This is a genomic window from Candidatus Binatia bacterium (assembly GCA_035631035.1).
GTDB lineage: Bacteria > Eisenbacteria > RBG-16-71-46 > SZUA-252 > SZUA-252 > DASQJL01.
Genome location: DASQJL010000076.1, coordinates 44,926 through 69,264 on the forward strand (window position 1 = coordinate 44,926; position 24,339 = coordinate 69,264).

Here is a 24,339-nt window from a genome sequence, read left to right on the forward strand (position 1 = left end):
TTCCCACGTGACCCTGCGGACGGGGCGGCGGACCGCCCGCGGCGCGCTGTTCGGAATCGCAATCCTGGTGGGGAGCCAGGCCCTGACCTCGGGCCTGGCTCCCTTGTCCTTTGCGGCCGGCGTTCCTTCGTCGCGGCTCGTGGCGTCGAGGCCTCCCGCCGGCGCCGCGCCCGGCAGGGGCGCGCTCCTCGCCCGTCGCATCGAGCGGGCGCATGCCTTTCCCCACCGCCTGGGCGGCGCGCGGCGCGCGCCGTGGGTGAGCGGGGGACGTCCGCCGCTTTTGGCGCCGTCGTTGCGGACGGGGCAGCTGGAGCGGACGGTCGCCTTCGCGGGCGCTCCGGAGACGCTCCGCGTCCTCGGCCTGCGCGTCGACTTCGCGACCGACCGGCTGGGAGCGCAGACCACGACCCCCGACGGGAAGTTCGACCTTCGCGACGGCAAGTCGCTCGGGATCCCGATCGATCCGCCGCCGCACAATCGCGCCTATTTCCTCTCCCACTTCCAGGCGCTCCAGCGCTACTGGCGGTTCGCCTCCTACGGCAATCTCGTCCTGGAGTACGACGTCTACCCGAAGAACGACACGCTGACCTACCGCCTGGGGGACACCGGAGACTACGGACCCTGGACGCTGGGCCAGGCGTCGTTCGCGTCGGCGCAGCGCTTCTTCAAGGACGCGGTGACCAAGGCCGACCAGACCGACTCCATCCCCTTTGGCGACTTCGACGTGATCGCCCTCTTCCATTCGGGATCCGACTTCCAGACCGACCTTCGCGGCGACACCCCGCGGGATTTTCCGACGTTCGAGATCTCGCTGGAGGACTCGGTCGCCGTCAACGGCGGCGCGGTCGCGGTCTTCGGCGGCCTCGTCATGCCCGAGACGGAGAACCAGGACGGCTACTACAGCGCGCTGAACGGAACCCTGGCGCACGAGTTCGGCCACACGCAGGGGCTGCCCGACCTCTACGACATCAACACCTTTTTCCCGGCGGTCGGCGTCTGGAGCAACATGGACTCGGGGTATCTCCTCACCACGTCGGTCCAGGACCAGAAGACGGGAGCGATCTCCGACGCGACGGGGGTCATTCCGACCAGCCTCGATCCGTGGTGCAAGAACGTCCTCTGGCCCGGGAAGCTCGACCTGGTGGATCCGGGGCGCGGCTACTCGGCCTCGCTCCGCGCGACCGAGCTTCAAGACAGCCTGCTCTACGTCCCGCTGGGGGGCGACGAGTACTACCTGATCGAAAACCGCGAGACCGACCTGAACGGGGACAACACGGTCTACCTCGACCGCGACTCCACGACGAACGTGATCCTGGGGCCGGGGCTGTCGAGCGCCGATCCGACCGACTCGCTGGGCGACAAGGAGTACGACTTCCTGCTGCCGGGGCAGGGGATCCTGGTCTGGCACATCGACGACACGGTGATCTTCGGGGTGAACATGCCCCCCGACGGCGGGATCAACTCGAACCCCGAGCGCCGCGGCGTGAAGGTGATGGAAGCGGACGGGATCGACGACATCGGCGATCCCAACTCGCGCTACTTCTTCGGCGGGCCCTTCGATCCGTACTTCGTGGGGAATCACACGCGCCTCGCTCCCGACACGAGCCCTTCGACCGCGACCAACGACGGAGCGCAGAGCCACGTCGCGATCACGGTGAAGTCTCCGGCCGGTGACGAAATGAGCCTGGACGTGAACTCCGAGTGGCGCGCCGAGGGGTGGCCGGTCGTTTCCGAATTCGGGCGAAGCGGCGATCCTCCCACCTTCGGCAGCCTGCGGCGCGACGCCACCCGGCAGGTCGTGGCGTCCTCCGACAGCCTGATCTACGCCTGGATGTCCAACGGCGAGCCATACACCACGGCGAACACCGACGGCCAGTTCGCGGCGCTTCCCGCGCCGATCGTGCCGCCGGTGCTGGTGGCCGACAGCCTCTTCCGCTCGAATCCGCTCGCGGCGCACGGGGCCGCCGTCGTCGCGACGGCCGAAGACGGCCGGGTCTACGCCTTCCGCGCGAACGATCGCGATTCGACCCAGGCGATCCCGCTCGCAGGATGGCCGCCCCTCCTTGGGGCCGGGATCGCCGCCACCACCGCGCCCTCGCTCGGCCCCGCGGGCGACGTGCTCGTGGGCGCGAGCGACGGCACCGTTTTCTCGATCGCCGGCACCGACAGCGTCTCCTTCGCGCCGTTCGTCGACGCCATCGCCGACACGCTCCGGATCGGACCGACGCCCGTCACCGCCTCGGTCGTGGGGAACCTCGCCGTGGGCCGCTTCCGCGGGCCCCCGGGCAGCTGGATGGTGGCCTACGGCCTGGCGAACGGCGTCGTGCGCCTCGTCAGCCCCGTCGGAAAGGATCCGAACGTCACCGACCTCCACTGGAACGTGGGCGGCGCGAACTTCCGTCCCTACGTGATGGGCGCCGACCTGGACCGCGACGGCGAGACGGAAGTGATCGTGCTCGACCGCGCGCAGGGAGAGGTGCACGCGCTCGATCTGGCCGGCGGCGAGCTTCCGGGCTGGCCGGTGTCCGTGGTCGGGCGCATCGAGGGCGCTCTCGCCGCCGGGGACCTGGACCGGGACGGCTACCCCGAGGTCTTCGCGGTGGACGACCAGGGATACGCGCATCGCTGGAATCGAAACGGGGTCGAGCCCCAGGGCTGGCCGGTCTCGCTCGGCGCGCGCTACGGCGCTTCGGCGGTGGGAGGGACCGGGTCGCCGGTGCTCGGCGACGTCGACGGGGACGGCACTCCCGAGCTCCTGGTCGCGACCCAGAGCGGCCTTCTGATCGCGCTGGAGGGGAACGGCACGTCGGTCCCGGGATGGCCCGTCGCGAGCCAGCCGGGTCCCGAGATCTCGCCCCTTCTCCTGTCGCTCAACGACGCGCTGACCCCGCCGGATCCCCCCGGCGGCCCCTGGGAGCACCTGATCGCCCCCGGCGGCGACGGCCTCTGGAACGGCTATCAGATCGGCGTGCGGGCCGACAGCGCCTACGCCACGCGGGACGGCGTGTCGCCGCGCTTCCCCTGGATCGGGTATGCGGGGGACAGGCGCCACAGCTCGATGCTGGGGGACGCCCTGCTCTTGCCTATCTCGGCCGCGGCCACGGCTTTGGCACGGGGTTCGCTGTACTGTTTTCCGAACCCGGCACGGGGGGCCGACGTGGGTATCGCCTATACGCTGGGTGACGGAGTCGGCTCCGTCGAAATCCGGGTGCTCGACCCCCTGGGGAACGAGGTCCGGAAGATCGAAGGGCCGGTCCTGCCGTCCCAGAATGTGGCCCGGATCCCGGTGCGGGATCTCGCCAGCGGGGTATATCTGGTGCGCCTGGAGGTGAAGCGCGCGGGCGCCAGCGAGATCGCCTTCAAGAAGTTCGCAGTTGTCCGGTGATGCGGCCCGGAGGTAGAATAAACCATTGCGTTCGCATCCATTTCGGCCGGTTCAAGGAACCCGTCTTCTGACTTCTCGCGCTCCCCTTGCGGTCCTTGCCAGCACGCTCTGTCTACTTTTGACGACAGGGGTAGGCCGCGCTTCGATGCTCGACTTCAGCCCGCTTCCCACCGGAGAGATCCTGCTGGCACAGCGAGCGATTGCGGACACCGAAACGGTGGCCACCCCGATCGTCACCCCAAGCGGGGCCGAGGCGGTGGGACTGGCTCCCCCTCCCGTTCCCGACGTCCACAAGTCCCCCGGGAAGGCCTTCATTTACAATCTCCTCCTGCCCGGGGCGGGGCACCTGTACGCCGGCAGTAAGCGCGGGTATGCCCACCTGGGGCTGGAAGGCGTGGCGTGGGTAACCTATTTCTATTACCACGGTCGCGGCGCGGCGAAAGAGGACCAGTACCTGGCCTATGCGGACGACCACTGGAGCTACAGCAAGTGGGTTTCCAGCTGCAACTGCCAGGGATCTCCGGAGGACAGCCTCATCCTGTACTTCCGAGCCAACAACAAGCAGCACTACTACGAGGACATCGGGAAGCTCAGCACCTATTCGGGCGGATGGGACGACGCCGCGTTGAACGGCTCGACCTACATCTCCGGAAACCGGAACTTCTACCGGGGGATGCGCGGGGACAGCAACAATCTCCTGAAGGACGCCCGCTACGCCGTGATGGGGAGCTTCCTCAATCGGATCGTCTCCGCCGTCGACGTGCTCCGGATGCTCAAGCACCGGAGCAGCGCGCTTCTCGGCGAGAACACCCGAATCCGCATCAAGGTGCGCACGAGACCCTTCTCGGACCAGACCGCGGTCGGATTTGAGATCCGGAAACAGCTGTAGCGCCGCGCGCGCCATTCCGCTCGCCGCCGCAGCGCTCCTGCTCACGGGCGGGATGTCGGTGGCTCGAGCCTCGTGGCCTCCGCTCGCGCTTGTCAGCGGCTCCCCGGTGCTCGCCCAGGCCGCGATCGGCCCCGCCGACGCCACGATGGCGGCGGGCGGATCGGCCGCCGTCTCGACGGGAGCGGCCGCGGCCTCGGAGCGGCTCCGCCGCGCCGACGAGCAGCCGCGGAGGGGGGGCAAGAAGGCGGTGCTCCTCTCCCTGCTCCTTCCCGGCGCGGGAGAGATGTCGCTCGGCGCACGGGGCCGCGCGACGGGGTTCTTCATCGCGGAGGGGGCGATCTGGACCCATTTCGTCTGGTTTCAGGTCGCGGGTCATCTTCGAAAGGACAATTACATCGAGCAGGCGCAGCTTCACGCCGGCGTCGGCGTGAGCAGCGCGGACGACACCTATTGGAAGCTCCTCGGCCAGTATCAGACCTCGCAGGGAACCGGGCCCACCGCCTACGAAGAGGCGCTGCGCCGCGAGGCGCGGGACAACTTCCCGTCCGATCCGGCGGCTCAGGACGCGTACGTCGCGGAGCGGCTCCCCAGCGGCGATCGCGCGTGGTCGTGGAGCTCCGCGGACGCGCAGACGAGCTACCGGGCGACGCGCGAGAGCTCCCGCCGCGCCTTCGACCGCTCGAAGTATTCGATCGCGGCCGCCATCGCGAACCGTCTCCTGAGCGCCATCGACACCCAGATCGTCCGGGGGCGCTCCGGCGAGAGGCATTCGGCGCGCGAGGTCCCCGGCATTCCGCTCCTCCTCCTGGCCGACACCGCTCCCGACGGGAGCGGGCGACTCTACCTCACCCGATCGTTCTGACGTTCGGCGCCGTGCGCGGCACCGCCGCGGCGATCGCCGCCGCGACGCTGATCGCGGCGGGACCGGCGTCGCTTCCCGCGCGTGCCGCCGCGGCGCCCGCGATCCGCCAGGCCCCCGCCGGTCCTCCCGAAGTCCTCCGCACGGAGCGGATCTTCGACCGCGCCACGCTCGAATCGTGGGGCGTTCCGCGCCCCACGCGGCTCGCCTTCGACGGCGACGGAGCGCTCTACATTCTCGACGCCGGAAGGAGACGGCTGGTCAAGGTGGGGGAGGACGGCGCCCTGATCCACGACGTCGCGCTGAGCGGCGACGACCCCGCGTCCACGACGGAGCCCGCCGACGTCGTGGTGGACGCGCGCGGCTCGGCGCTGGTGCTGGACCGCGCCTCGGCGTCGGTCCTCGCGTACGACAAGAACGGCGCGCTTCTCGCGGCGCGACCGCTGGCCTCCGACCTCGCGGACGAAGCGCGCGATCCGCGTGCGGCCCTCGTCCAGGACTCCTTCGGAAGGCTGTGGCTTCTCGCCCCGCGCGAGCGCGACCTGATCCGGCTGGACGCTTCGCTCGCGCGCGAACGCGCGGGACGCTTCCTGACGCCCGACGATTCCGTCGGCACTCCGGGCGCCGTGGCCGCGACCCCGAACGGAGACCTGTGGATGGCCGACGCCGCCTCGGGCGCGCTCCGCCGTTTCCGCGCGAGCGGCGCCCTCGCGGGCGGCGCGGCGGGCGACTCGGCGGGGACGGGGCGCTACGCGGCGCTCGCCGTGGACGGCTCGGGCTACGTCTACGCGGCCGACGCCTCGAGGCAGCGGATCGTGGTCTTCGACCAGGACGGATCGCGCGTGATGGAGCGCGTGCTGGGGGGCGGGGAGCATGCGTGGCGGCCGTCGGCCATCACCTGGGGTGGGCGCGACCGTCTCGCCGCCGCCGACGCGGCGCGGGGCGAGGTGCAGATCTTCGCGCTCGAGCGCGGCGCCGGCCGGCCCTCCGGAGCGAGGGCCCCCTAGGTGCGCGCGCGACGGCGACAGGGCGCCCGGTCCGTCGTCGCGTGCGCGATCGCGCGCGCGCGCGCCACTCTGGCCATCGCCGTCGCCGTCACGTGCGCGTGGGCGCCGCGCGTTCTCGCCTACCCGGTCGCCACCATCCATCCCGGCGGGGACGGCGCTCCCGAGGACAGCATCGTCCTCGAATTCCCGGTGCGCCGGGCGCCGAGTCTCCTCTCGCTCCGCGCCGTGGCGCCGCTCGCCACCATGGCTGCGAGCGCCGAGCCCGCCACCCTGCTGCGGCGGGACGCCGACCCGCTCGTCTCCGGATCGGGGGGAGCGGGCGGAGCGGGCGCCGGGGCGCAGGACGCGGCCGACCGGCAGGCCGACGCGCTCGTCGTGAGCGGCGCCAAGTCGTTCGCCGTCGAGATGGGGCGGAATCGCGACGCGTCCCTCCACCAGACGCTGGACCTCACCCTTCGCGGCAAGGTGGCCGGCGACCTCGAGGTGGCCGCGACGCTGAGCGACCAGCGGCTCCCGTTCGAGCCCGACGGCTCGACGCGCGAGCTGGAGGATCTCGATCGCGTCTCCATCTCGCTGCGCGCGCCGCAGGGAGGCGCCACGCTGGGCGACTTCCGCCTGGAGGGGATTCCGGGCGAGTTCGCGAGCGTCACGCGCGCGCTCCAGGGGGTGCAGGGGGAGGCCAGGGTCGGGGGACTTCGCTGGGACGTCGCCGCCGCCAGCCCGAAAGGCGAGCGGCGCTCGCTGGAGTTCCGCGGCGAGGACGGGAAGCAGGGCCCCTACGCCCTCCTCGGGCGGGGCGCGGACGCCGACCTGGGCGGAATCGTCGCGGGATCGGAAACGGTATGGCTGGACGGCGTGAAGCTGCGCCGCGGCGCCGACCTCGACTACGTGATGGACTACGGAGCGGCCTCGCTCACGTTCACCGTCCGCCATCCGGTCACCGCCGAGAGCCGGATCGCGGTCGACTTCGAAGGGGCGAACGGCCGCTATCGCCGCACCTTCTACGCCGCGACGACGCGCCGGGAATGGGGCCGCGGGGGATGGTACGCCTCCTACCTGCGCGAGGGGGACGACGCGAAGAGCCCGCTGGGCGCGGCGCTCACGCCGGAGGATCGGACCGCCCTGGGCGCGATGGGCGACTCGGCCACGACCACCCTTCCGAGCGGGGTGCGCTACGTCGGCGCCGGCGCCGGCACGTACGTGTGGGACGGGTCCGATCCCAGCCGCGCGCACTGGCTCTGGCTGGGCCCGGCCCGAGGGGACTACGACGTGGAGTTCACGCCGGTCGGCGCCGGGCGCGGAAGCTACGCCGACACGCTGGCCGCCGACGGGACGCGCTTCTACCGCTTCATGGGACCCACGCTCGGCACCTTCGAGCCCGGCCGCGCCCTCGCCGTCCCGCGCGAGAACGCGCTCATGGACCTGGGGGGCGCCACGCGGATCGGAGCGCTCGCCCTCGAGGGAGAGGCCGCGCGCTCGGGCTTCGACCGGAACTCCCTCTCCTCGCGCGACGACGGCGACAACACCGGGGGCGCGGGCAGGCTGGCCGCCCGCCTCGACCCGCGCGCGATCCGGATCTTCGGCGCCCGACTCGGATCGGTGAGCGCGGCGGCATCCCTGCGCGCGCGCGACGCGCGCTTCTCCTCGCTCGACCGCACCGAGGGCGCGTTCGAGAACGAGCGCTGGAACCAGGCGCCCTCCACGGCAGGCGAGCGTCGCCAGGAGTTCTCGCTCGCGTACGACCCGGTCGCGGTCCTCGGCCTTCGCGGCGAGGCGGGGCTCCGCTCGCTGAGCGGAGGGTCGCGGGCGACGCGGCGGGCGGCGGTGCTCGAGGTGCGCTCCTTCCTTCCGGGCGCGGTGCGGTGGGACGAGGCGAGGAATCGCGGGCCGCTGGGCGACGGCCGGCGGTCGAAGTGGTCGCTCGATTTCGCCCGGGTCACGGGGCCGCTCCAGCCCCGGCTCTCCGTGGCCCTCGAGCGGATCGCGGGCCAGGAGGGGGACAGCGCCGACGCGAGGTCGAGCAGGCTCTGGAGCGCCGGCCTCGGATGGAGCCCGGGCGCCGCACTCCGCCTTCGCTCCTCGGTCGGTTGGAGGCGCGACGAGGCACGGATTCTCGGCGTGTCGAACGGAACCGAGGCGCGCACCTGGGAGGGGGGCGTGGCGGCGCGCGCGGGAGACGCGTTCCTGGCCGACGCGTCTTTCTCGCGGCGGCGCGTGGCGGGATCGAAGGGGCCGAGCGCGGCCGATCTGGCCCAGCTGGTCCTGACCGGCGGCCGCGCCGGCGGGCCCGTGAGCTCCGAGCTGCGCTACGACGTGACCCAGCTCCGCGAGCCCGCGGTGACGCGGTCGCTGACCGCGGTGGGTACGGGAGCGGGCTCGTACGACGCCTATGGGAACGCGCAGCAGGGCGGGGGCTACGAGCTGGTGTCGGGCGCGGGCGAGCCGGCGACGCGCTCGCGGGCCACCGTGCAGCTCCGGCTGGACGCCTATCCCGGGCGGAGCGCGCGCTCCGCGAAGAGCGCGCTCCGTCCCTTCGGCGCGAGCACCTTCTTCCGCCTGGAGACCCTCTCCTCGCTGCCGCTGGGCCGGCTGGAAACGATCGCGCGCCCCTCCGACTACCTCGCGTCCGGCTCCACGCTGCGCGGAACCCTCGCCGCGCGCCAGAGCTTCGAGGTCGTGCCGCAGGGCTCGCGCTTCGAGGCGCGCCTGGAGGTGGGGACGAGCCGCGACGTGAGCGGCGAGCTGACGGGATTGGAGAGCCGGGGGCGCGGCATGGACGGCCGGTTGCGGGTGAAGCGCGTCCTCCCCCTGGGGCTCCGCGCCACGGCCACCGCCGATCTCTCGCGCAACGAGCAGGCGGTCGCGCGCGACGACGGGGCCGGGGTCTATGCGTCGCTGGTGCGCGGCCGCGGATACGAGCTGGAGCTGGCGCGGGCGATCGGCGCGGTCTGGACCGCGTCACTCGTGTCCCGCCACCGCCGCGACGTCGACATGACGCGGGGCGGCTACCAGGATGCCTGGTCGGTGGGGCCCTCGGCGCGCTGCGCCGGCGCGCGTCTCCGGTTGGACGGGAGCGCCTCGTACGGCCGCCTGGACCAGCACGGGACCTACGCCCCGGCCGGCCGCTACCTGATCGCGCCGCTCGGGCCGCGCGTGGACGTGGACCTCCTGGGCGAGTATCGCGCGGGGGACCGGATCTCCCTGTCGCTCGGATGGAACGGCTCGCAGGTCGAGGGGCGCCCCACGACCTACACGGGCCGGTTCGAGCTGAGGAGCAGCTTCTGATGCGGCGGGCGAGGAATATGGCCGCGTGCATCGCGCTGCTCGCGGCGCTCCCGGCGGCGGCGCGAGCCTCCTCGGACGCGGGGCCCGCGCATCCTTCGGCCGAGTACCGGCTGCGCGCGGAAGGGCTTCCCGACTCGCTCCGCTCGGTGATCGAGGCGGGCGGCTCCGATTCCACGAGGCGCTGGAGCGGACCCGATCTGGAATCGGCCGCGCTCCGCCTGCGCGATTTCCTGGCGGGGAAGGGGGACGTCGCGGCCACGGTGCGGCTCGCGCTCACGCGGGGCGAGGGGAGCGCGCCGGGAGCGGCGCGCCTCGAGATCACGCGTCCCGGCGCGAGCGCCAAGGATGCCGCGGCGCCGGAAGCGGCGGCCAACCCCGCCGCGCTCGGGGCCGGCGCGGGACCCAGGATCCGCGTCGACGGCCCGTTGGCTCCCGCGCTCGCCGACTCGGCGGCGGCCGCCTACCGTGCCGCCAGCCGCGGGGCCGCTTCGGTCGACGGCGTGGCCGCTGGCCTCTCGGCCGCGCGCGACGTGCTGATCGAAGCGGGCTTCTACGCCGCTCAGGTGTCGCTCGACTCGCTGGAGCTGGGCTTGGGCGCGCCGCTCGCCCATCTCCTGCTGGCGCCGGGACCGCCCGCGACGTACGAAGGGATGGAGCTGCCCGGCGCCACGGCCACGCGTCCCGCGGCGGCGGCGCGCGTCGCGGGGCTGGACCACGGCGCGCGTCTCACGCCGGCCGTTCTCGGCCTCGCGCGCGAGCGCCTGGCCGCCTCGGGCCTCTTCCAGCAGGTGGGGACGCCGCGCCTGGTGACCGGAGCGCTGCCGGGGGGCGCCCGGGTCGTGATCCCCGTCGTGGAGGAGCGCTCGAGCCGTTTCGAGGGCGCGCTCGGGGTCGCGCGCGAGGGAGGCGTGACGGGGCTGCTCGATCTCGCCCTCGGCAACATCGCGGGGAGCGGAAGGTCGGCGGGTCTCCGATGGTTCGGGCCGGGCAACGGCCGCTCCGAATACGCCGCGCACTATCGGGAGCCCGCGCTCTTCGGGACCCGCGCCGATGCCTCGCTCGCGCTCGAGGCCCAGGTCGCCGACTCCCTCTTCACCCAGACGCGCTGGTCGGCCGAGATCGGTATCGCGCCCGCGGGCGCCGCGCGGGCCGCGCTCGCGCTCCAGAGAAGCGGGAGCACGTACTCGGGGCTCGCGCGCGGGTCCAGCGCCACCTGGTCGCTGAAAGCCGGCGGCAGCCTGGATCGGCTTCGGCCGCTCCTGAATCCGGTTCGCGGATTCCGCGCGGCGCTGACCGCCGAGGCGGGGCGCCGGTCCGACCGCGTTCCCGAGCTGCCTTCGGAGAGCCGCGGGCTCTTCCGCGGCAGGGCGTCCGCCGAGGGGGCGCTCGCGATCGCGCCGCGGCGGGTGCTCGCGGCCTCCGCCCACGCGGAGGGCTCGTTCCTTTCCGGCGGCGATTTCCCCGCCGAAGAGCTTTCGTTCGTCGGCGGCACCGAGGGGCTGCGCGGCCATCCCGACCGCGCGTTCGGCGGAAACCGGATCGCCACCTTCTCGCTCGAGCACCGCTGGATCACCGACGAGCGGGGGGGGCGTCTGTATCTCTTCGCCGATGCCGCGCGGCACGATTTCTCGGGCGGGCTGGCCGCCGGCACCGCAGCGCTCTCGTCCGCGGTCGCGTCGGGCGGTGCCGCTCCGTCGCTCGCCCGAACGGTGTTGAGCCCGGGCTGGGAGTTCGGATACGGTGCCGGGCTCAGGACGAGGATGGCGTCGGGCCTGGTGGGACTGGAGCTGGGCCTGGCGCCGGGAGAGCCGCTCCGGAGGGCGACGCTTCACGTCCGCTACGCGAGCACCTGGTGATCTCGAATCGGAGGGCGTCGATGGGACGGGGCGGGACGCCGCGGGAGGGACGATGGCGTCCGGCGTGAGCGCGGCGGCGAAGCGGGCCGAACGCCTCCGCAAGGAGATCGAAGAGCACGACCACCGCTACTACGTGCTCGGCGAGCCGGTCGTCTCCGATCAGGTCTACGACGCGCTCCTGCGCGAGCTCTCGGAGCTGGAGGCGCAGCACCCCGAGATCCAGACTGCCGATTCGCCGACGCGCCGCGTGGCGCGCGGACTCCTCTCCGGGTTTCCCACCGTCCCCCACAAGGTCCCGATGCTCAGCCTGGACAACACCTACTCCCTCGAGGAGCTGGAGGCGTTCGACGCGCGCGTGCGGAAGCTCCTTCGCGTCGACGAGGTGGAGTATGCCATCGAGCCCAAGGTGGACGGGGTCGCCGTCGCGCTGCGTTACGAGGAGGGGCGGTTCGTGCTCGGGCTCACGCGCGGCGACGGAGAGAAGGGGGACGACATCACCACGAACCTCCGGACGATTCGATCGATTCCGCTCCGGCTGCGCGGCGCTCGGATTCCGGCCACGCTGGAGGCGCGCGGCGAGGTCTACATGGAGACCAAGGAGTTCGACCGGCTGAACCGCCGCCGCGAGGGAGCGGGCGAGAAGACCTTCATGAATCCGCGGAACGCCACCACGGGAAGCCTCAAGATGCTCGACACCGCGCAGGTGGCGCTCCGCCCGCTCCGCGTCTTCGTCTACCAGATGACCGACGCGCGCGCCCAGGGGTGTGAGACGCATCTCGAGGCGCTGGAGCGTCTCGCCTCACTCGGCTTCCGCACCAATCCCGACAACAGCAAGGCCCTCGGCTTCGCGGCGCTCCGGCGCTACTGCGAGACATGGACCGTCCGGCACGCCTCGCTCCCCTACGGCGCCGACGGGCTCGTGATCAAGGTGAACTCCCTGCGCGAGCAGGAGCGGCTGGGCGCCACCGCGAAGGCGCCGCGGTGGGGGATCGCCTACAAGTTCGGCGTGACCGAGGCGGAGACGGTGCTCGAGACGATCGAGCTGCAGGTGGGGCGGACCGGCGTGGTCACGCCGGTCGCGATGCTCGCGCCGGTCACCCTCCTCGGCACCGTCGTGAAGCGGGCGACGCTGCACAATTTCGACGAGCTGGAGCGGAAGGACATCCGGGAGGGGGACCGCGTCGTCATCGAGAAGGGGGGCGAGGTGATCCCCAAGGTGGTCCGCGTCGTGCCGGGGGGACGGCGGCGCTCCGATCCCTTCCCGGTCCCGCGCCGGTGCCCCGTCTGCAAGGAGCCGCTGACGCGCGATCCCGAGCAGGCCGCGGTGCGCTGCGAGAACTTCCTCTGCCCGGCGCAGGTGCGCCGGCGGCTGGTCCACTGGGGGAGCCGCGGCGCCCTGGACATCGAGGGGCTCGGCGAAAAGACCGTGGACCTCCTGGTGGACCGGGAGCTGGTCGCGACGCCGGTCGACATCTACGACCTCACGGCGAAGGAGCTGGTACCGCTGGAGCGGATGGCGGAGAAGTCGGCGAGCAATCTCCTCGCCGCGATCGAGGCGAGCAAGAAGGCGCCGCTCGACCGTCTCATCCATGCCATCGGCATCCGCCATGTCGGAAGCACGGTGGCGCGGCTCCTGGCGGAGCGCTTCCGCTCGCTCGAGAAGCTCTCCCTGGCGGACGCCGAGACGGTGGAGCAGATTCCGGGGATCGGTCCGGAGATCGCGGCGAGCGTCGCCGCGTACTTCGGAAGCGCCGCGGGCCGGAAACTGGTCCGCGAGCTCCTCGCGCGCGGCGTCACGGGCACGGCGCCCGAGCGGCGCGCGGTCCCCGATACGGGTCCCTTCGCGGGGAAGACCTTCGTTCTGACCGGCGCGCTCTCCATGCCGCGCGAAGAGGCGGAGCGCCGCATCCTGGACGCCGGAGGGCGCGTCACCGGCTCGGTCAGCAAGCGGACCGACGTGGTCGTCGCGGGGGAGGACGCGGGCTCCAAGCTGGAGAAGGCGCGCGCGCTCCGGATCGAGGTCTGGGACGAGGCCGCCTTCCGCGCCGCGCTCGACGGCGCGGGCGTCAAGCGGTAGGCTATCGCCATCCATGACGAGTCCCCTCCCGTGCCGGTGACCACGGCCCAGCACTCCCGCTCCGAAGCCGTCCTGGCCGCCTTCGCGCTCCTTTCGCGCGAGAGGGGGTTCGAGCGCCGCGAGGGGCAGCTCGAGATGGCCGCCCGCTGGAGCGAGGCGCTCGAGCGCGGGGGGACCCTCGCGGTCGAGGCGCCGACCGGCATCGGGAAGTCGCTCGCCTATCTCATCCCCGCCATCGAGCACCGCGCGAGCGGTTCGGGGCCGATCCTCGTGAGCACGCACACCAAGGCCCTGCAAGATCAGCTGGTGCGCGCCGACGCCCCGCTCGCGCTCGCGGCGACCGGCGCGCGCCTCCGGGTCATGGCGCTTCTCGGGCGCGCGTCGTACCTCTGCCGCCGCCGAGCCCAGTCGAGACTGGCGCAGCGAAGGCTGTTCGCCGCGGACGAGGCGGGGCACCGGCTGGACGACCGCACGCTCGCCGACCTCGAGGCGTGGATCGCGGAGACGACGACCGGAGTGCTGGACGAGCTTCCCGCGCTGGGCATCCACGCCCATCCGGCGCTTCTCGCCGACATCGCCTCCGATCCCTTCGTCTGCTCCGGCTCCTCCTGCGAGGCTCCGACCGGCTGCTTCGCCAAGGCCGCGCGCCGGGAGGCCCGGCGCGCCGACCTCGTCGTCGTGAACCACGCGCTCCTGCTCGCCGATCCGGGCCTGCGCGGCACGCTCCTCGCCGAGTCGGGGGCGCTGATCCTGGACGAGGCGCACCACCTCGAACGCGTCGCCCGGGAGCAGCGCGGCGTCTCGCTGGGGGCGCAGGATCTGGCGCGTCTCGCCGCGCGCACCGACGCGAAGACCGGCGCGCTCCGCCTGCTGGCGCGCGCGCTTCGGCGCGGCCCCCGGGGCGCGGCGGCCGCCGCGGCGCTGGCCGAGGCCGACCGCGCGCTCCGCCCGGTGCTGGCCAGCGCGGCGGAGATGGCGCGCGACCTGGAATCGATGCTGCCGCCGGGCGTGACCGCGGCCCTCTGGCCCCGCGGCGTCGATCTCGCCCGCGTGAGCCCGCTCGCGGTGGATCGCTGCCTCGCCGCCATGGGGGAGCTGATCCGCAGGCTCGAAGCCGCGGTGGACGCCGCAGAATCCGACGAGCGGGACGCGCTCCGGCCGGGCCCGACGGCGGACGACGCGCTCGACGAGACGCGCGGGCGGCTCGCACGCTGGATCGAGGCGGACCAGGCGCTCCGCGCGGTGCTTCGCCTCGAGGATCGCGAGGTGGCGTCCTACCTCGATCGCGACGAGCGGGGCGGCGCGCGCCTGAACCGCAGGCCGCTCGAGGTGGGGAGCGCGCTGCGCGATTCGATCTTCGCCCTCTCGGAACGGACCCTCCTCACGTCGGCCACGCTCGCGCCCACGAGCGACGTGGCCCGTGCGGCCGCATCGCTGGGACTGCAGGCCGACGAGGTCGAGGCGATCCGTCTCCCCTCTCCCTTTCCGCTCGAGCGCCAGATGGCGACGCTCGCGCTGGACGGTCCCGAGCCCAACGATGCGGGCTTCACGCGCGCGCTCGCGGCGCTCGTCACGCGGCTCGCGACGACGCTCCGGCGGAACACGCTCGTCCTCCTCACCTCCTACCAGATGCTGGAGGACGTGGCCGCGCGCGTCCGGCCGGCGCTGGAAGAGGCCGGCATTCCGCTGTACGCCCAGGTTCCGGGCGAGGCGGCCGGGCCGCTCGCCCGCGCGTTCCGGAAGGGCGGCGGAGCGGTGCTCCTCGGCACGGCGTCCTTCTGGGAGGGGGTCGACTTTCCGGGCGAGGCGCTCGAGGTGCTCGTGATCGCGCGGCTCCCTTTCGCGGTGCCGAGCGATCCGGTCGTGGCCGCGCGCTCGGAGCGGATCGTGGAGTCCGGCGGCGACCCGTTCCGCGATCTGGCGCTGCCCGAGGCGCTGCTCCGCTTCCGCCAGGGGATCGGCCGGCTCATCCGCACGGCCGAGGACAGGGGCGCCGCCGTGATCGCCGATCCGCGCATCGTCCGCTCGTGGTACGGGGAGCGCTTCCAGGCCGTGCTCCCGATGCCCCCGCGCGTGGTGCGGAGCCCGGAGGAAGCCGCCACGCTCCTCGAACGGTGGTTTACGTGAGCCCGGCCCGCGCCGAAGCGCCGGCCGCCGCGCCGGCCCGCGTCCTGGTGGGCGGGGCGCCGCTCGGCCTGGCCGAGCTTCGCGCGATCGCTGCGGGCGCTCCTGTGGCGCTCGCGCCCGGGGTCGCGGCGCGCGTCGCTCCCTCGCGCGCGCTGATCGACGACGCGCTGCGGCAGCATCGCGCGGTCTACGGCGTGAACACCGGCTTCGGCGCGCTCCAGTCGGAGCGCGTCTCCGACGCCGACCTGGAACAGCTGCAGCTGAATCTGCTCCGGAGCCACGCGGCGGGCTACGGCGAGGAACTCGAGCCCGCGGCGGTGCGGCTCATGCTGGCGCTCCGGGCGCATTCCCTCGCCCAGGGGATGAGCGGGGTGCGTTTCGAGCTGATCGAGCGCCTCGCGGCACTCCTCGCGCAGGGCATCCTTCCGGTCGTCCCGAGCCGGGGCTCGCTGGGCGCGAGCGGCGACCTGATCCCGCTCGCCCACCTTGCCCTCGTGCTCGTGGGGGAGGGAGAGGCGCGCCGGGAAGGGCGCGCCTCGGCTGCGGCCGAGCACCTGCGCGCGGCCGGGCTCCGGCCGCTCACGCTCCAGGCGAAGGAGGGGCTCGCCCTGATCAACGGCACCCAGGCCTCCGCCGCGCTCGGCGCGCTCGCGCTCGCCGAGTCGTTCGAGACGCTGCGGGCCGCGCACGCCGCGTGCGCCCTCACGGTGGACGCGATGCGCGCGAGCGTGAAGCCGTTCGGCGAAGAGGTGCAGCGCGCCCGGCCGCACGCGGGGCAGGCCGCGTCGGCGGCGGCGGTGCGCCGGCTCCTCGAGGGGAGCGGCATCCTCGCCTCCCACGCCGACTGCCCTCGGGTGCAGGATCCCTACTCGCTCCGCTGCGCGCCGCAGGTGCTGGGCGCGTCGATCCAGGCGGTGCGCTACGCGCGCGACGTGCTGGTCACCGAGGTGAACAGCGTGACCGACAACCCGCTCGTCGTCCCGGAGAGCGGGACGATCGTCTCGGCGGGGAATTTCCACGGGCAGCCGCTCGCGCAGGCTCTGGATTTTCTCGCGATCGGGATGGCCGAGGCGGGCGCGATCGCCGAGCGCCGGACGTTCCTGCTCCTCGACGCGGCCAAGAGCGGTCTTCCTCCCTTCCTGAGCCGCGACGCGGGACTTACCTCGGGACTCATGATCGTGCAGTATCTTCAGGCCGCGCTCGTCTCCGAGAACAAGATGCTGGCGCAGCCCGCCAGCGTGGACTCGATTCCCACCTCCGCGGGGCAGGAAGATCACGTGAGCATGGCCATGCACGCGGCGGTCAAGGGGCTGGCCCTCGTCCGGAACGTGCGCCGGATCGTCGCGGCCGAGCTTCTCTGCGCCGCGCAGGGGATCGACCTGTTACGACCCCTCCGATCGAGCGCGCCGCTCGAGGCGCTTCACGCGGGCGTGCGGGAGCGGGTGGCGCCGCTCACGGGAGACCGGCGGCAGGACGGCGATCTGGCGGCGCTGGACGCATGGATCGCCGAAGGCGGGGCGGCGGACACGGCCGGGGTGGCATCCTTCGAATGAGTGGCCCCGCCGCCGAAGGCGGCGGGAGTTCTGGGTGAGGAGACGGCGATGAATCCGACGAACGTACAGCTGCCCGCGGATCCGCTCCGGGGGACGCCCCCCGACGAGCCGGTGCGCGCCCCGCGCGGCACGACGCGCTCGTGCCAGGGGTGGCACCAGGAAGCCGCGCTCCGGATGTTGATGAACAACCTGGACCCCGAGGTGGCCGAGCGGCCGCAAGACCTGGTGGTCTACGGTGGCACGGGACGGGCGGCGCGCTCCTGGCCCGCGTTCCACGCCATCGTGCGGTCGCTTCGGTCGCTGGCCGACGACGAGACGCTGCTCGTCCAGTCGGGGAAGCCGGTCGGCATCGTGAAGACCCATCCCGAGGCGCCGCGCGTTCTCATCGCCAACTCGCTCCTCGTTCCGAAATGGGCGGACTGGGACACCTTCCGCGAGCTCGAGGCGCAGGGGCTCACGATGTACGGGCAGATGACCGCGGGGTCCTGGATCTACATCGGCACGCAGGGAATCCTCCAGGGCACCTTCGAGACCTTCGCGGAGGCGGCCCGCCAGCGCTTCGGCGGCTCGTTGCGCGGACGCTGGACGCTCACGGCGGGACTGGGCGGGATGGGCGGCGCGCAGCCGCTCGCGGTCACGATGAACGAGGGGATCTGCCTCGCGGTCGAAGTGGATCCCGAGCGCGTGGACCGGAGGCTCCAGACGCGCTATCTCGACCGGGCGACCGCCTCGATCGACGAGGCCCTCCGCTGGGTCGAGGAGGCGGTGCGAGCGAAGAGCGCGCTCTCGATCGGGCTCGTGGGGAACGCCGCCGACGTGCTGCCGGCGCTGGCCGCGCGGGGGGCACGCCCCGACCTGGTCACCGACCAGACCTCGGCGCATGACGAATTGAACGGCTACGTCCCGGGCGGGATGGCGCTCGCCGACGCGCTTCGCCTTCGCGCCGAGAAGCCGAAGGAGTACGTCGCGCGCTCGGTCGAATCGATGGGGCGCCACGTGCGCGCCATGCGCGCCTTCCAGGATGCGGGCTCGGTCACGTTCGACTACGGCAACAACCTGCGCGCGCAGGCGGTGAAGGCCGGCGTCGCCGACGCCTTCCAGATCCCGGGCTTCGTGCCGGAGTTCATCCGGCCGCTCTTCTGCCGGGGGAAGGGGCCGTTCCGCTGGGTCGCGCTCTCCGGAAATCCACGGGACATCGCCGCGACCGACCAGGCGGTGCTCGAGACCTTCCCCGAAGACGAATCGCTCCGCCGCTGGATCCGCCTCGCGTCGGAGCGGGTGCAGTTCCAGGGGCTTCCGGCGCGGATCTGCTGGCTGGGCATGGGCGAGCGCGAGCGCTTCGGCGCGGCACTCCATCGGCTGGTGGAGCGCGGGCTGGTCGAAGCGCCGATCGTGATCGGCCGCGACCATCTCGACTGCGGCTCGGTCGCCTCGCCCTACCGCGAGACGGAGGCGATGCGCGATGGAAGCGATGCCATCGCCGACTGGCCGATCCTCAACGCCCTGGTGAACGCCGTCTCGGGCGCCTCGTGGGTGTCGGTGCACCACGGCGGCGGCGTGGGGATCGGCAACTCGATCCACGCCGGCGTCGTCATGGTCGCCGACGGCACACCATCGGGGCTGGCGCGCCTCCGCCGCGTGCTCACCAACGATCCGGCGATGGGCGTCTTCCGCCACGCGGACGCGGGCTATCCCGATGCCTTGGAAACGGCGAAGAAGAACCGCCTTTCCATCCCCGGGGCGTCCCCCCGCACATCGTGAGGAGCGACCTGCTCGTCCTCGGGGCGGCCCAGCTCCTGACCGCTCCCGAGGGATCGGGGCCGCTCCGCGGCGAAGACCTCGACCGGCCGCTGCTCCTCGATGACGCGGCGATCGCCTGCGTGGACGGGCGCATCGCCGCCTTCGGCCCCACCGCCGACGTGGCCGCGCGCTTTCCGGAGCGGGAGGCGGCCGAGGTGCTCGACGGCTCGGGCTGTCTCGTCGCGCCCGGGTTCGTGGACGCCCACACCCATCTCCCCTTCGCGGGCACCCGCGAGAACGAGTTCGACGCGCGCGCGCGCGGCGAGCGCTACGAGGCGATCGCCGCCCAGGGCGGCGGGATCCGGGCGAGCGCGCGGCAGCTCCGCGCCTGCTCCGAGGAGCGGCTCGCGGAGCTGGTGTCCGGCCGGCTCCGCGAGCTCCTGGCGGAGGGAACCACCACCGTCGAGGCGAAGAGCGGCTACGGGCTCGCCACGTCCGAAGAGCGAAAGCAGCTGCGCGCCCTCGCCCGGGCCGCCGCCCACGACGGCGTGGAGATCGTTCCCACCTTCCTGGGCGCGCACGACGTTCCCGACGATTATCGCGACCGCCGCGGCGACTACGTCACGCTCCTCATCGAGGAGATGATCCCCACTGTCGCCGCCGAGGGGCTCGCCCGCTTCTGCGACGTCTGGTGCGATCGCGGCGTGTTCACCGTGGAGGAGTCGCGGCGCATCCTCGCGGCGGGTCGCGAGCGCGGCCTGTTGCCCAAGCTCCACGCCGACGAGCTGGGCGATGCCGGCGGTGCGGCGCTCGCGGCCGAGGTCGCCGCCGTCTCCGCCGATCACCTGCTCTGCGCCAGCGACCCGGGCCTCCGCGCGATGGCCGGGGCGGGCGTGATCGCGGTGCTCCTGCCGGGCACCGCGCTGACCCTGGGGCTTCCCTACGCCCGCGCCCGCGACATGATCGCCATGGGCGTGCCGGTCGCGCTCGCCACCGACTTCAATCCGGGGAGCACCTTCTCCTCGTCGATGCCGCTCATGCTCACGCTCGCGGTGACGCAGATGCGCCTCACGCCGGCCGAGGCATGGATGGCCGCCACCGCCAACGCCGCGGAAGCGGTCGCGGAGGGGCGGAGGCTGGGGCGGATCGCCCCCGGCTGGCAGGCCGATTTCGTCCTCTACGACGCCCCCGATTATCGGCATATTCCTTACCACTACGGCCGGAACCACGCGCGGGCCACCGTGAAGCGGGGGAAGGTGGTCCATCGCCGCGCCGACCCCTCGATCTGCCATTAAGAAACTCGAGTAAGCGGCGGCCACTGCGCCGCTTGGATCCCCCAAGCCAACGACCAGGAGAGGGCATGAGCGAGCTCGTGGAATGCGTTCCCAACTTCAGCGAAGGCCGAAATAAATCTGTAGTTACGGCCATCGCTGCCGAAATTTCGCGTGACCGGTCGATCCGCCTGCTCGACCAGGAGATGAACGCCGACCACAACCGTTCGGTGATCACGTTCGTGGGGGAAGCGGAGGCCGTGCTGGAGGCGGCGCTCCGAGGCGTGAAGAAGGCGGCCGAGCTGATCGACATGCGCCATCACCGGGGGGAGCATCCACGGATGGGAGCCACCGACGTCCTGCCGTTCGTCCCGGTCGGCACCGCCGCGCTCGAGGGCTGCGTCCAGCTCGCGCGGCGCGCCGGCGAGCGGATCGGCAGCGAGCTCGGGATCCCGGTATTCCTGTACGAAGCGGCCGCGACGCGGCCCGACCGCCAGAACCTGGCGGACGTGCGGCGCGGCGAATACGAAGGGCTGGCCCGGGCGATCGGGACGGATTCGGATCGGGCGCCCGACTTCGGGCCCGCCGCGATCCATCCCTCGGCGGGCGCGACGGCGGTCGGCGCGCGCCTGCCGCTCCTCGCCTTCAACGTGAACCTCGGCACGTCGGACGTCGAGATCGCGAAGCGGATCGCCAAGGCGATCCGGTTCCAGACCGGCGGCCTGCGCTACGTGAAGGCGCTGGGGTTCGCCCTGGCGGAGCGGGGCATCGTCCAGGTCTCGATGAATCTCGTGAACACGTGGGGCACTCCGGTGCACCGCGTGTTCGCGCTCATCCGGGACGAGGCGGAGCGCTACGGCGTTCCGATCGTCGGCAGCGAGGTGGTGGGGCTGGTCTGCCAGGACGCGCTCGTGGACGTGGCGGAGCACGCGCTGCGGCTGGAGAGCTTCTCGCGCGACCAGATCCTCGAAAACCGCCTGGCGCGCCGGATCGGCGCGGCAGAGCAGGCGCTGCCCGAGTTCGTGGACGAGGTGGCGTCGTCCGCGCCGACGCCGGGCGGCGGCACCGTCTCGGCCGTGGCGGGCGCGCTCGCGGGGGCGCTCGCGACGATGGTCGCGCGGCTCACGATCGGGAAAAAGAAGTACGCGGAGGCGGAGGGGGCCATGCGCGAGGTCGAGCGTGAAGGCGAGGCGATCCGCCGCGAACTCCTGGACCTCGCGGCGGCCGACGCGCGCGCGTTCGAGGGCTATCGCGCGGCGATGAAGCTCTCGCAGCGGACGCCGGAGGAAGTCGCCGCGCGCGCCCGCGCGATCGAGGCCGCGGCGCTCACGGCGGCCGAGGTGCCGCTCCAGACCGCCGAAGCGTGCGTGCGCGCGCTGGAATTGGCGCGCACGGCGGCCGAGTCGGGGAACGAGAACGCGGTCAGCGACGCGGGGGTGGCGGCCTGGCTCGCCCGGGCGGGAGCCGAGGGCGCCGCGCTCAACGTGAAGATCAACCTGCCGTCGGTGACGGAAGCGCAGCGGGCGGGGCTTCTGAAGCGCGTGAACGGCTGTGCGGAGCGGGCTCGCTCGCTCCACGAAGCGTGCGTCGAACGCGTGCAACGGCGAATGCCGGCGCCCGCGGCCGTCTAGGACGAGGTCGGGGAACCGGGCGTGGACCGAAACATCGCGATCAAGAAGAAGGCGCAGCAGCTCATCCAGAAGGGGCAGATCGACGCCGCCCTGGCCGAGTTCGACAAGCTGTTCGCGCAGGGGGACAAGGACCCCTACGACTTCATCCTGGTCGCCGACCTCCTGGCCAAGCGCGGATCGATGCAGGAGGCGGTGCGCCGCTACCGCCAGGCCGTGGAGGAGTACACCCGGGCCGAGCTCTTCAAGAACGCGATCGCCGTCTGCAAGAAGATCCTCCGGATTTCCAAGGAAGACCTCCAGATCCACCGCACCCTCGGCGAGCTGTACGCCAAGGAGGGGCTCTACGGCGACGCGATCATCCACTACCTGGAGTTCGCCGAGGGCTCGATCCGCCGCCAGGACCACGATGCCGCGCTCGACGTGATCGAGACGGTCCTCGGCCTCTCGCCCGACAACGACGAGCTCTCCGAGAAGTTCGTCGAGATCGCGGTGCGCGCCGACCAGCCCGAGCGCGGCGGCAAGGAGCTCTACCGCCGCGCCGACCGCCGCGCGCGGGCGGGCCGCTCCGCCGAGGCGGCCGAGCTCCGCGATCGCGCCTCCACGCTGGCTCCCGGCACGACGCCCGAGTTCGCCGTGGAGGACGCCGGGCCTCCGGCCCTGGCGGACGGCAACTTCTCGTCAGCGCCCGCCGTCGAGACGCCGGATGCCCCGGAGGAAGCTCCCGGCCGGTCCGCCCTTGCATCCTCGGGCTTCAACCTGGACCAGATGGCGCGGCCGGGGGAGGGCGAGGACGCTCGGGTGCCCGAGCCGGGCGTGGTCTCGCTGCACCGCGAGGAGCCGCCCCTGCCGGCGGCCGCGGAGAAGGCGGACGCCGTCGGCACGCACGCCGAGCTCGCGGCCGGCTACCTGAGCGCGGGGAACCGCGAGCTCGCGGCGGAGGAGTTCTGGAAAGCGGCGGAGCTCGCCTTCTTCCGCGGCGACCTCACGAAGGTACGCACGCTGCTCACGTCGCTGCTCACGGCCATTCCGAACCACGAGGCGGCGCTGCGGCGCCTCGTCGACATCACGTCGCAGGCCGAGGATCGGCCCGCCGAGGCGAAGGCGCGGTTCGACCTGGCCGAGGTATACCTGGCGCACGAGGAGTGGCCGCTCGCGCGCGCCGAGTTCATGCGCGTGCTGGAGCTGAATCCCGGCAATGACCGCGCGCGCGCCCGCGTGCAGCGCCTCGACGCCATGAACGGCGACGCCCCGGCCGGGATCGACCTGGACGCCATCGACACGCCGAAGCCGGCCGCCTCGGTGCGCGTGCGGGACGACCAGCCCGCCAGCATGGACAACCTGGTGGACCTCGAGGAGATCATCGACGAGTTCAAGGCCGGCGTCTCGAACACCATCTCCGGCGAAGACCATGAGAGCCATTACGATCTCGGCATGGCCTACATGGAGATGGGGCTCCACGACGAGGCGATCCAGGAGTTCCAGATCGCCTCGAAGGGGGGACCGATGGAGCTCAAGTGCCTGGAGATGATCGCCCTCTGCTATCTCGAGAAGAACGAGCCCGCCGCGGCGGCGCGGGAGCTGGACCGGGCGCTGCAGCTTCCCGGACATGGACCGGAAGAAACGATCAGCATCCGGTACAATCTGGGCCTGGCCAACGAGCGCCTCGGCAACCTCGACAAGGCGCTCCAGCATTTCGAGGAGGTGTACCTGCTCAACGTCGATTTCCTCAAGGTGGCGTCCAAGGTGCGCGAGGTGAAGGCGCGCCTGGCGGGCGCCCAGGATCCAACGTGACCGGCTCGACGATCGACCTGCACATGCACTCGACCGCCTCCGACGGCTCCGACGCCCCGGAGGCGGTCGCCGCTTTGGCCGAGCGGAACGGCCTGCGCGTGATCGCGCTGACCGACCACGACTGCCTGGACGGGATCCCGGCCGCGGCGGCGCGCGCCGAGGCCGCGGGCATCCGGCTGATCCCCGGCGCGGAGCTCTCCGTTCACGAAGAGGGGACCGACGTGCACCTGCTGGCCTACGGCTTCGATCCGCACGACGCGGCGCTGGTCGAAGCGATCGGCCGCTACCGCGACGCGCGGCGGGAGCGCGCGCGGAAGATCCTGGCGCGGCTGAAGGGGCTGGGGATCCGCGTGCCGCTCGAGACCGTCGAGGAGATCGCCCGCGGCGGCGCGCTCGGACGCCCCCACGTGGCGGAAGCGCTCCTGCGCGGAGGCCACGTCGAGACCTTCAACGAAGCGTTCCAGCGCTTCCTGGGGACGCACGGGCCGGCGTACGTGGCCAAGGCGGTCGTGCGCCTGGAGGAGGCGACGAGCGTGGTGCGCGAGGCGGGGGGCGTCACGGTGCTGGCCCACCCGGGCACGCTCAATCGCGACCACCTGATCCCCGGCTGGGCGCGGCGCGGGCTCGACGGGATCGAAGTCTGGCACTCCAAGCACGACGCGAACGCCGTGGCGCGCTACCAGGGCTTTGCCAAGATCCACGGGCTGCTCATGACCGGTGGCTCGGACTATCACGGCGAGCGCACGCCCTCCGTGACGATCGGCTCGGTGCCCGTCCCCGAGAGCGTGCTGCCGCCGCTCGACGAAGCGTTTCGCGCCCGCCGTCCCGCCGCCTCCGGCCGCTAGCCCGCCTCCGCAGCCTCGGAGCA

The 24,339-nt window shown here is 72.7% G+C and carries 14 protein-coding genes; all 14 read left to right on the forward strand.

All coding sequences use genetic code 11. From position 1 onward, the window contains the following. Positions 1-7 precede the first annotated feature (7 nt). Complete coding sequence (locus VE326_08405) at positions 8-3,385, forward strand: FG-GAP-like repeat-containing protein (GenBank protein HYJ33227.1); 3,378 nt, start codon at positions 8-10, stop codon at positions 3,383-3,385. Between the two features lie 145 nt (positions 3,386-3,530). Then, positions 3,531-4,274 (forward strand): hypothetical protein, encoded by a 744-nt coding sequence (locus VE326_08410; GenBank protein ID HYJ33228.1) that lies wholly within the window; start codon positions 3,531-3,533, stop codon positions 4,272-4,274. Continuing rightward, positions 4,252-5,136 carry a hypothetical protein gene (locus tag VE326_08415; GenBank protein HYJ33229.1) on the forward strand — a complete coding sequence of 295 codons (885 nt, stop codon included), beginning with the start codon at positions 4,252-4,254 and terminating at the stop codon, positions 5,134-5,136. The genes VE326_08410 and VE326_08415 overlap by 23 nt, the downstream gene beginning before the upstream one ends. Positions 5,137-5,147: 11 nt before the next feature. Further along, positions 5,148-6,140, forward strand: a complete 993-nt coding sequence (locus tag VE326_08420) for a hypothetical protein (GenBank protein HYJ33230.1) — start codon at positions 5,148-5,150, stop codon at positions 6,138-6,140. After that, complete coding sequence (locus VE326_08425; GenBank protein ID HYJ33231.1) at positions 6,141-9,425, forward strand: hypothetical protein; 3,285 nt, start codon at positions 6,141-6,143, stop codon at positions 9,423-9,425. Continuing rightward, a complete protein-coding gene (locus VE326_08430; GenBank protein HYJ33232.1) occupies positions 9,425-11,281 on the forward strand; it encodes a BamA/TamA family outer membrane protein in 1,857 nt (618 codons plus the stop codon). The genes VE326_08425 and VE326_08430 overlap by 1 nt, the downstream gene beginning before the upstream one ends. A gap of 52 nt (positions 11,282-11,333) precedes the next feature. Next, on the forward strand, positions 11,334-13,358 hold the full coding sequence (gene ligA / locus VE326_08435; protein ID HYJ33233.1) for an NAD-dependent DNA ligase LigA: 2,025 nt from the start codon (positions 11,334-11,336) through the stop codon (positions 13,356-13,358). 30 nt (positions 13,359-13,388) lie between these two features. Next, a complete protein-coding gene (locus tag VE326_08440) occupies positions 13,389-15,485 on the forward strand; it encodes an ATP-dependent DNA helicase (GenBank protein ID HYJ33234.1) in 2,097 nt (698 codons plus the stop codon). Then, complete coding sequence (gene hutH, locus VE326_08445; GenBank protein ID HYJ33235.1) at positions 15,482-17,038, forward strand: histidine ammonia-lyase; 1,557 nt, start codon at positions 15,482-15,484, stop codon at positions 17,036-17,038. The genes VE326_08440 and hutH overlap by 4 nt, the downstream gene beginning before the upstream one ends. Before the next feature lie 48 nt (positions 17,039-17,086). Continuing rightward, a complete protein-coding gene (gene hutU, locus VE326_08450) occupies positions 17,087-18,799 on the forward strand; it encodes a urocanate hydratase (protein HYJ33236.1) in 1,713 nt (570 codons plus the stop codon). Beyond that, positions 18,796-20,073, forward strand: coding sequence for an imidazolonepropionase (gene hutI / locus VE326_08455; protein HYJ33237.1), 1,278 nt, complete (start codon positions 18,796-18,798; stop codon positions 20,071-20,073). Before hutU ends, hutI begins: the two co-directional genes overlap by 4 nt. Before the next feature lie 65 nt (positions 20,074-20,138). After that, the gene (ftcD, locus tag VE326_08460; GenBank protein HYJ33238.1) at positions 20,139-21,680 is read left to right on the forward strand and encodes a glutamate formimidoyltransferase; all 1,542 of its coding nucleotides are present in this window, start codon (positions 20,139-20,141) and stop codon (positions 21,678-21,680) included. A 21-nt stretch (positions 21,681-21,701) separates the two neighbouring features. Continuing rightward, positions 21,702-23,471 (forward strand): tetratricopeptide repeat protein, encoded by a 1,770-nt coding sequence (locus VE326_08465; protein ID HYJ33239.1) that lies wholly within the window; start codon positions 21,702-21,704, stop codon positions 23,469-23,471. Next, entirely contained in the window at positions 23,468-24,316 is an 849-nt protein-coding gene (locus tag VE326_08470; protein HYJ33240.1) for a PHP domain-containing protein, read from the forward strand. Before VE326_08465 ends, VE326_08470 begins: the two co-directional genes overlap by 4 nt. Positions 24,317-24,339 lie beyond the last annotated feature (23 nt).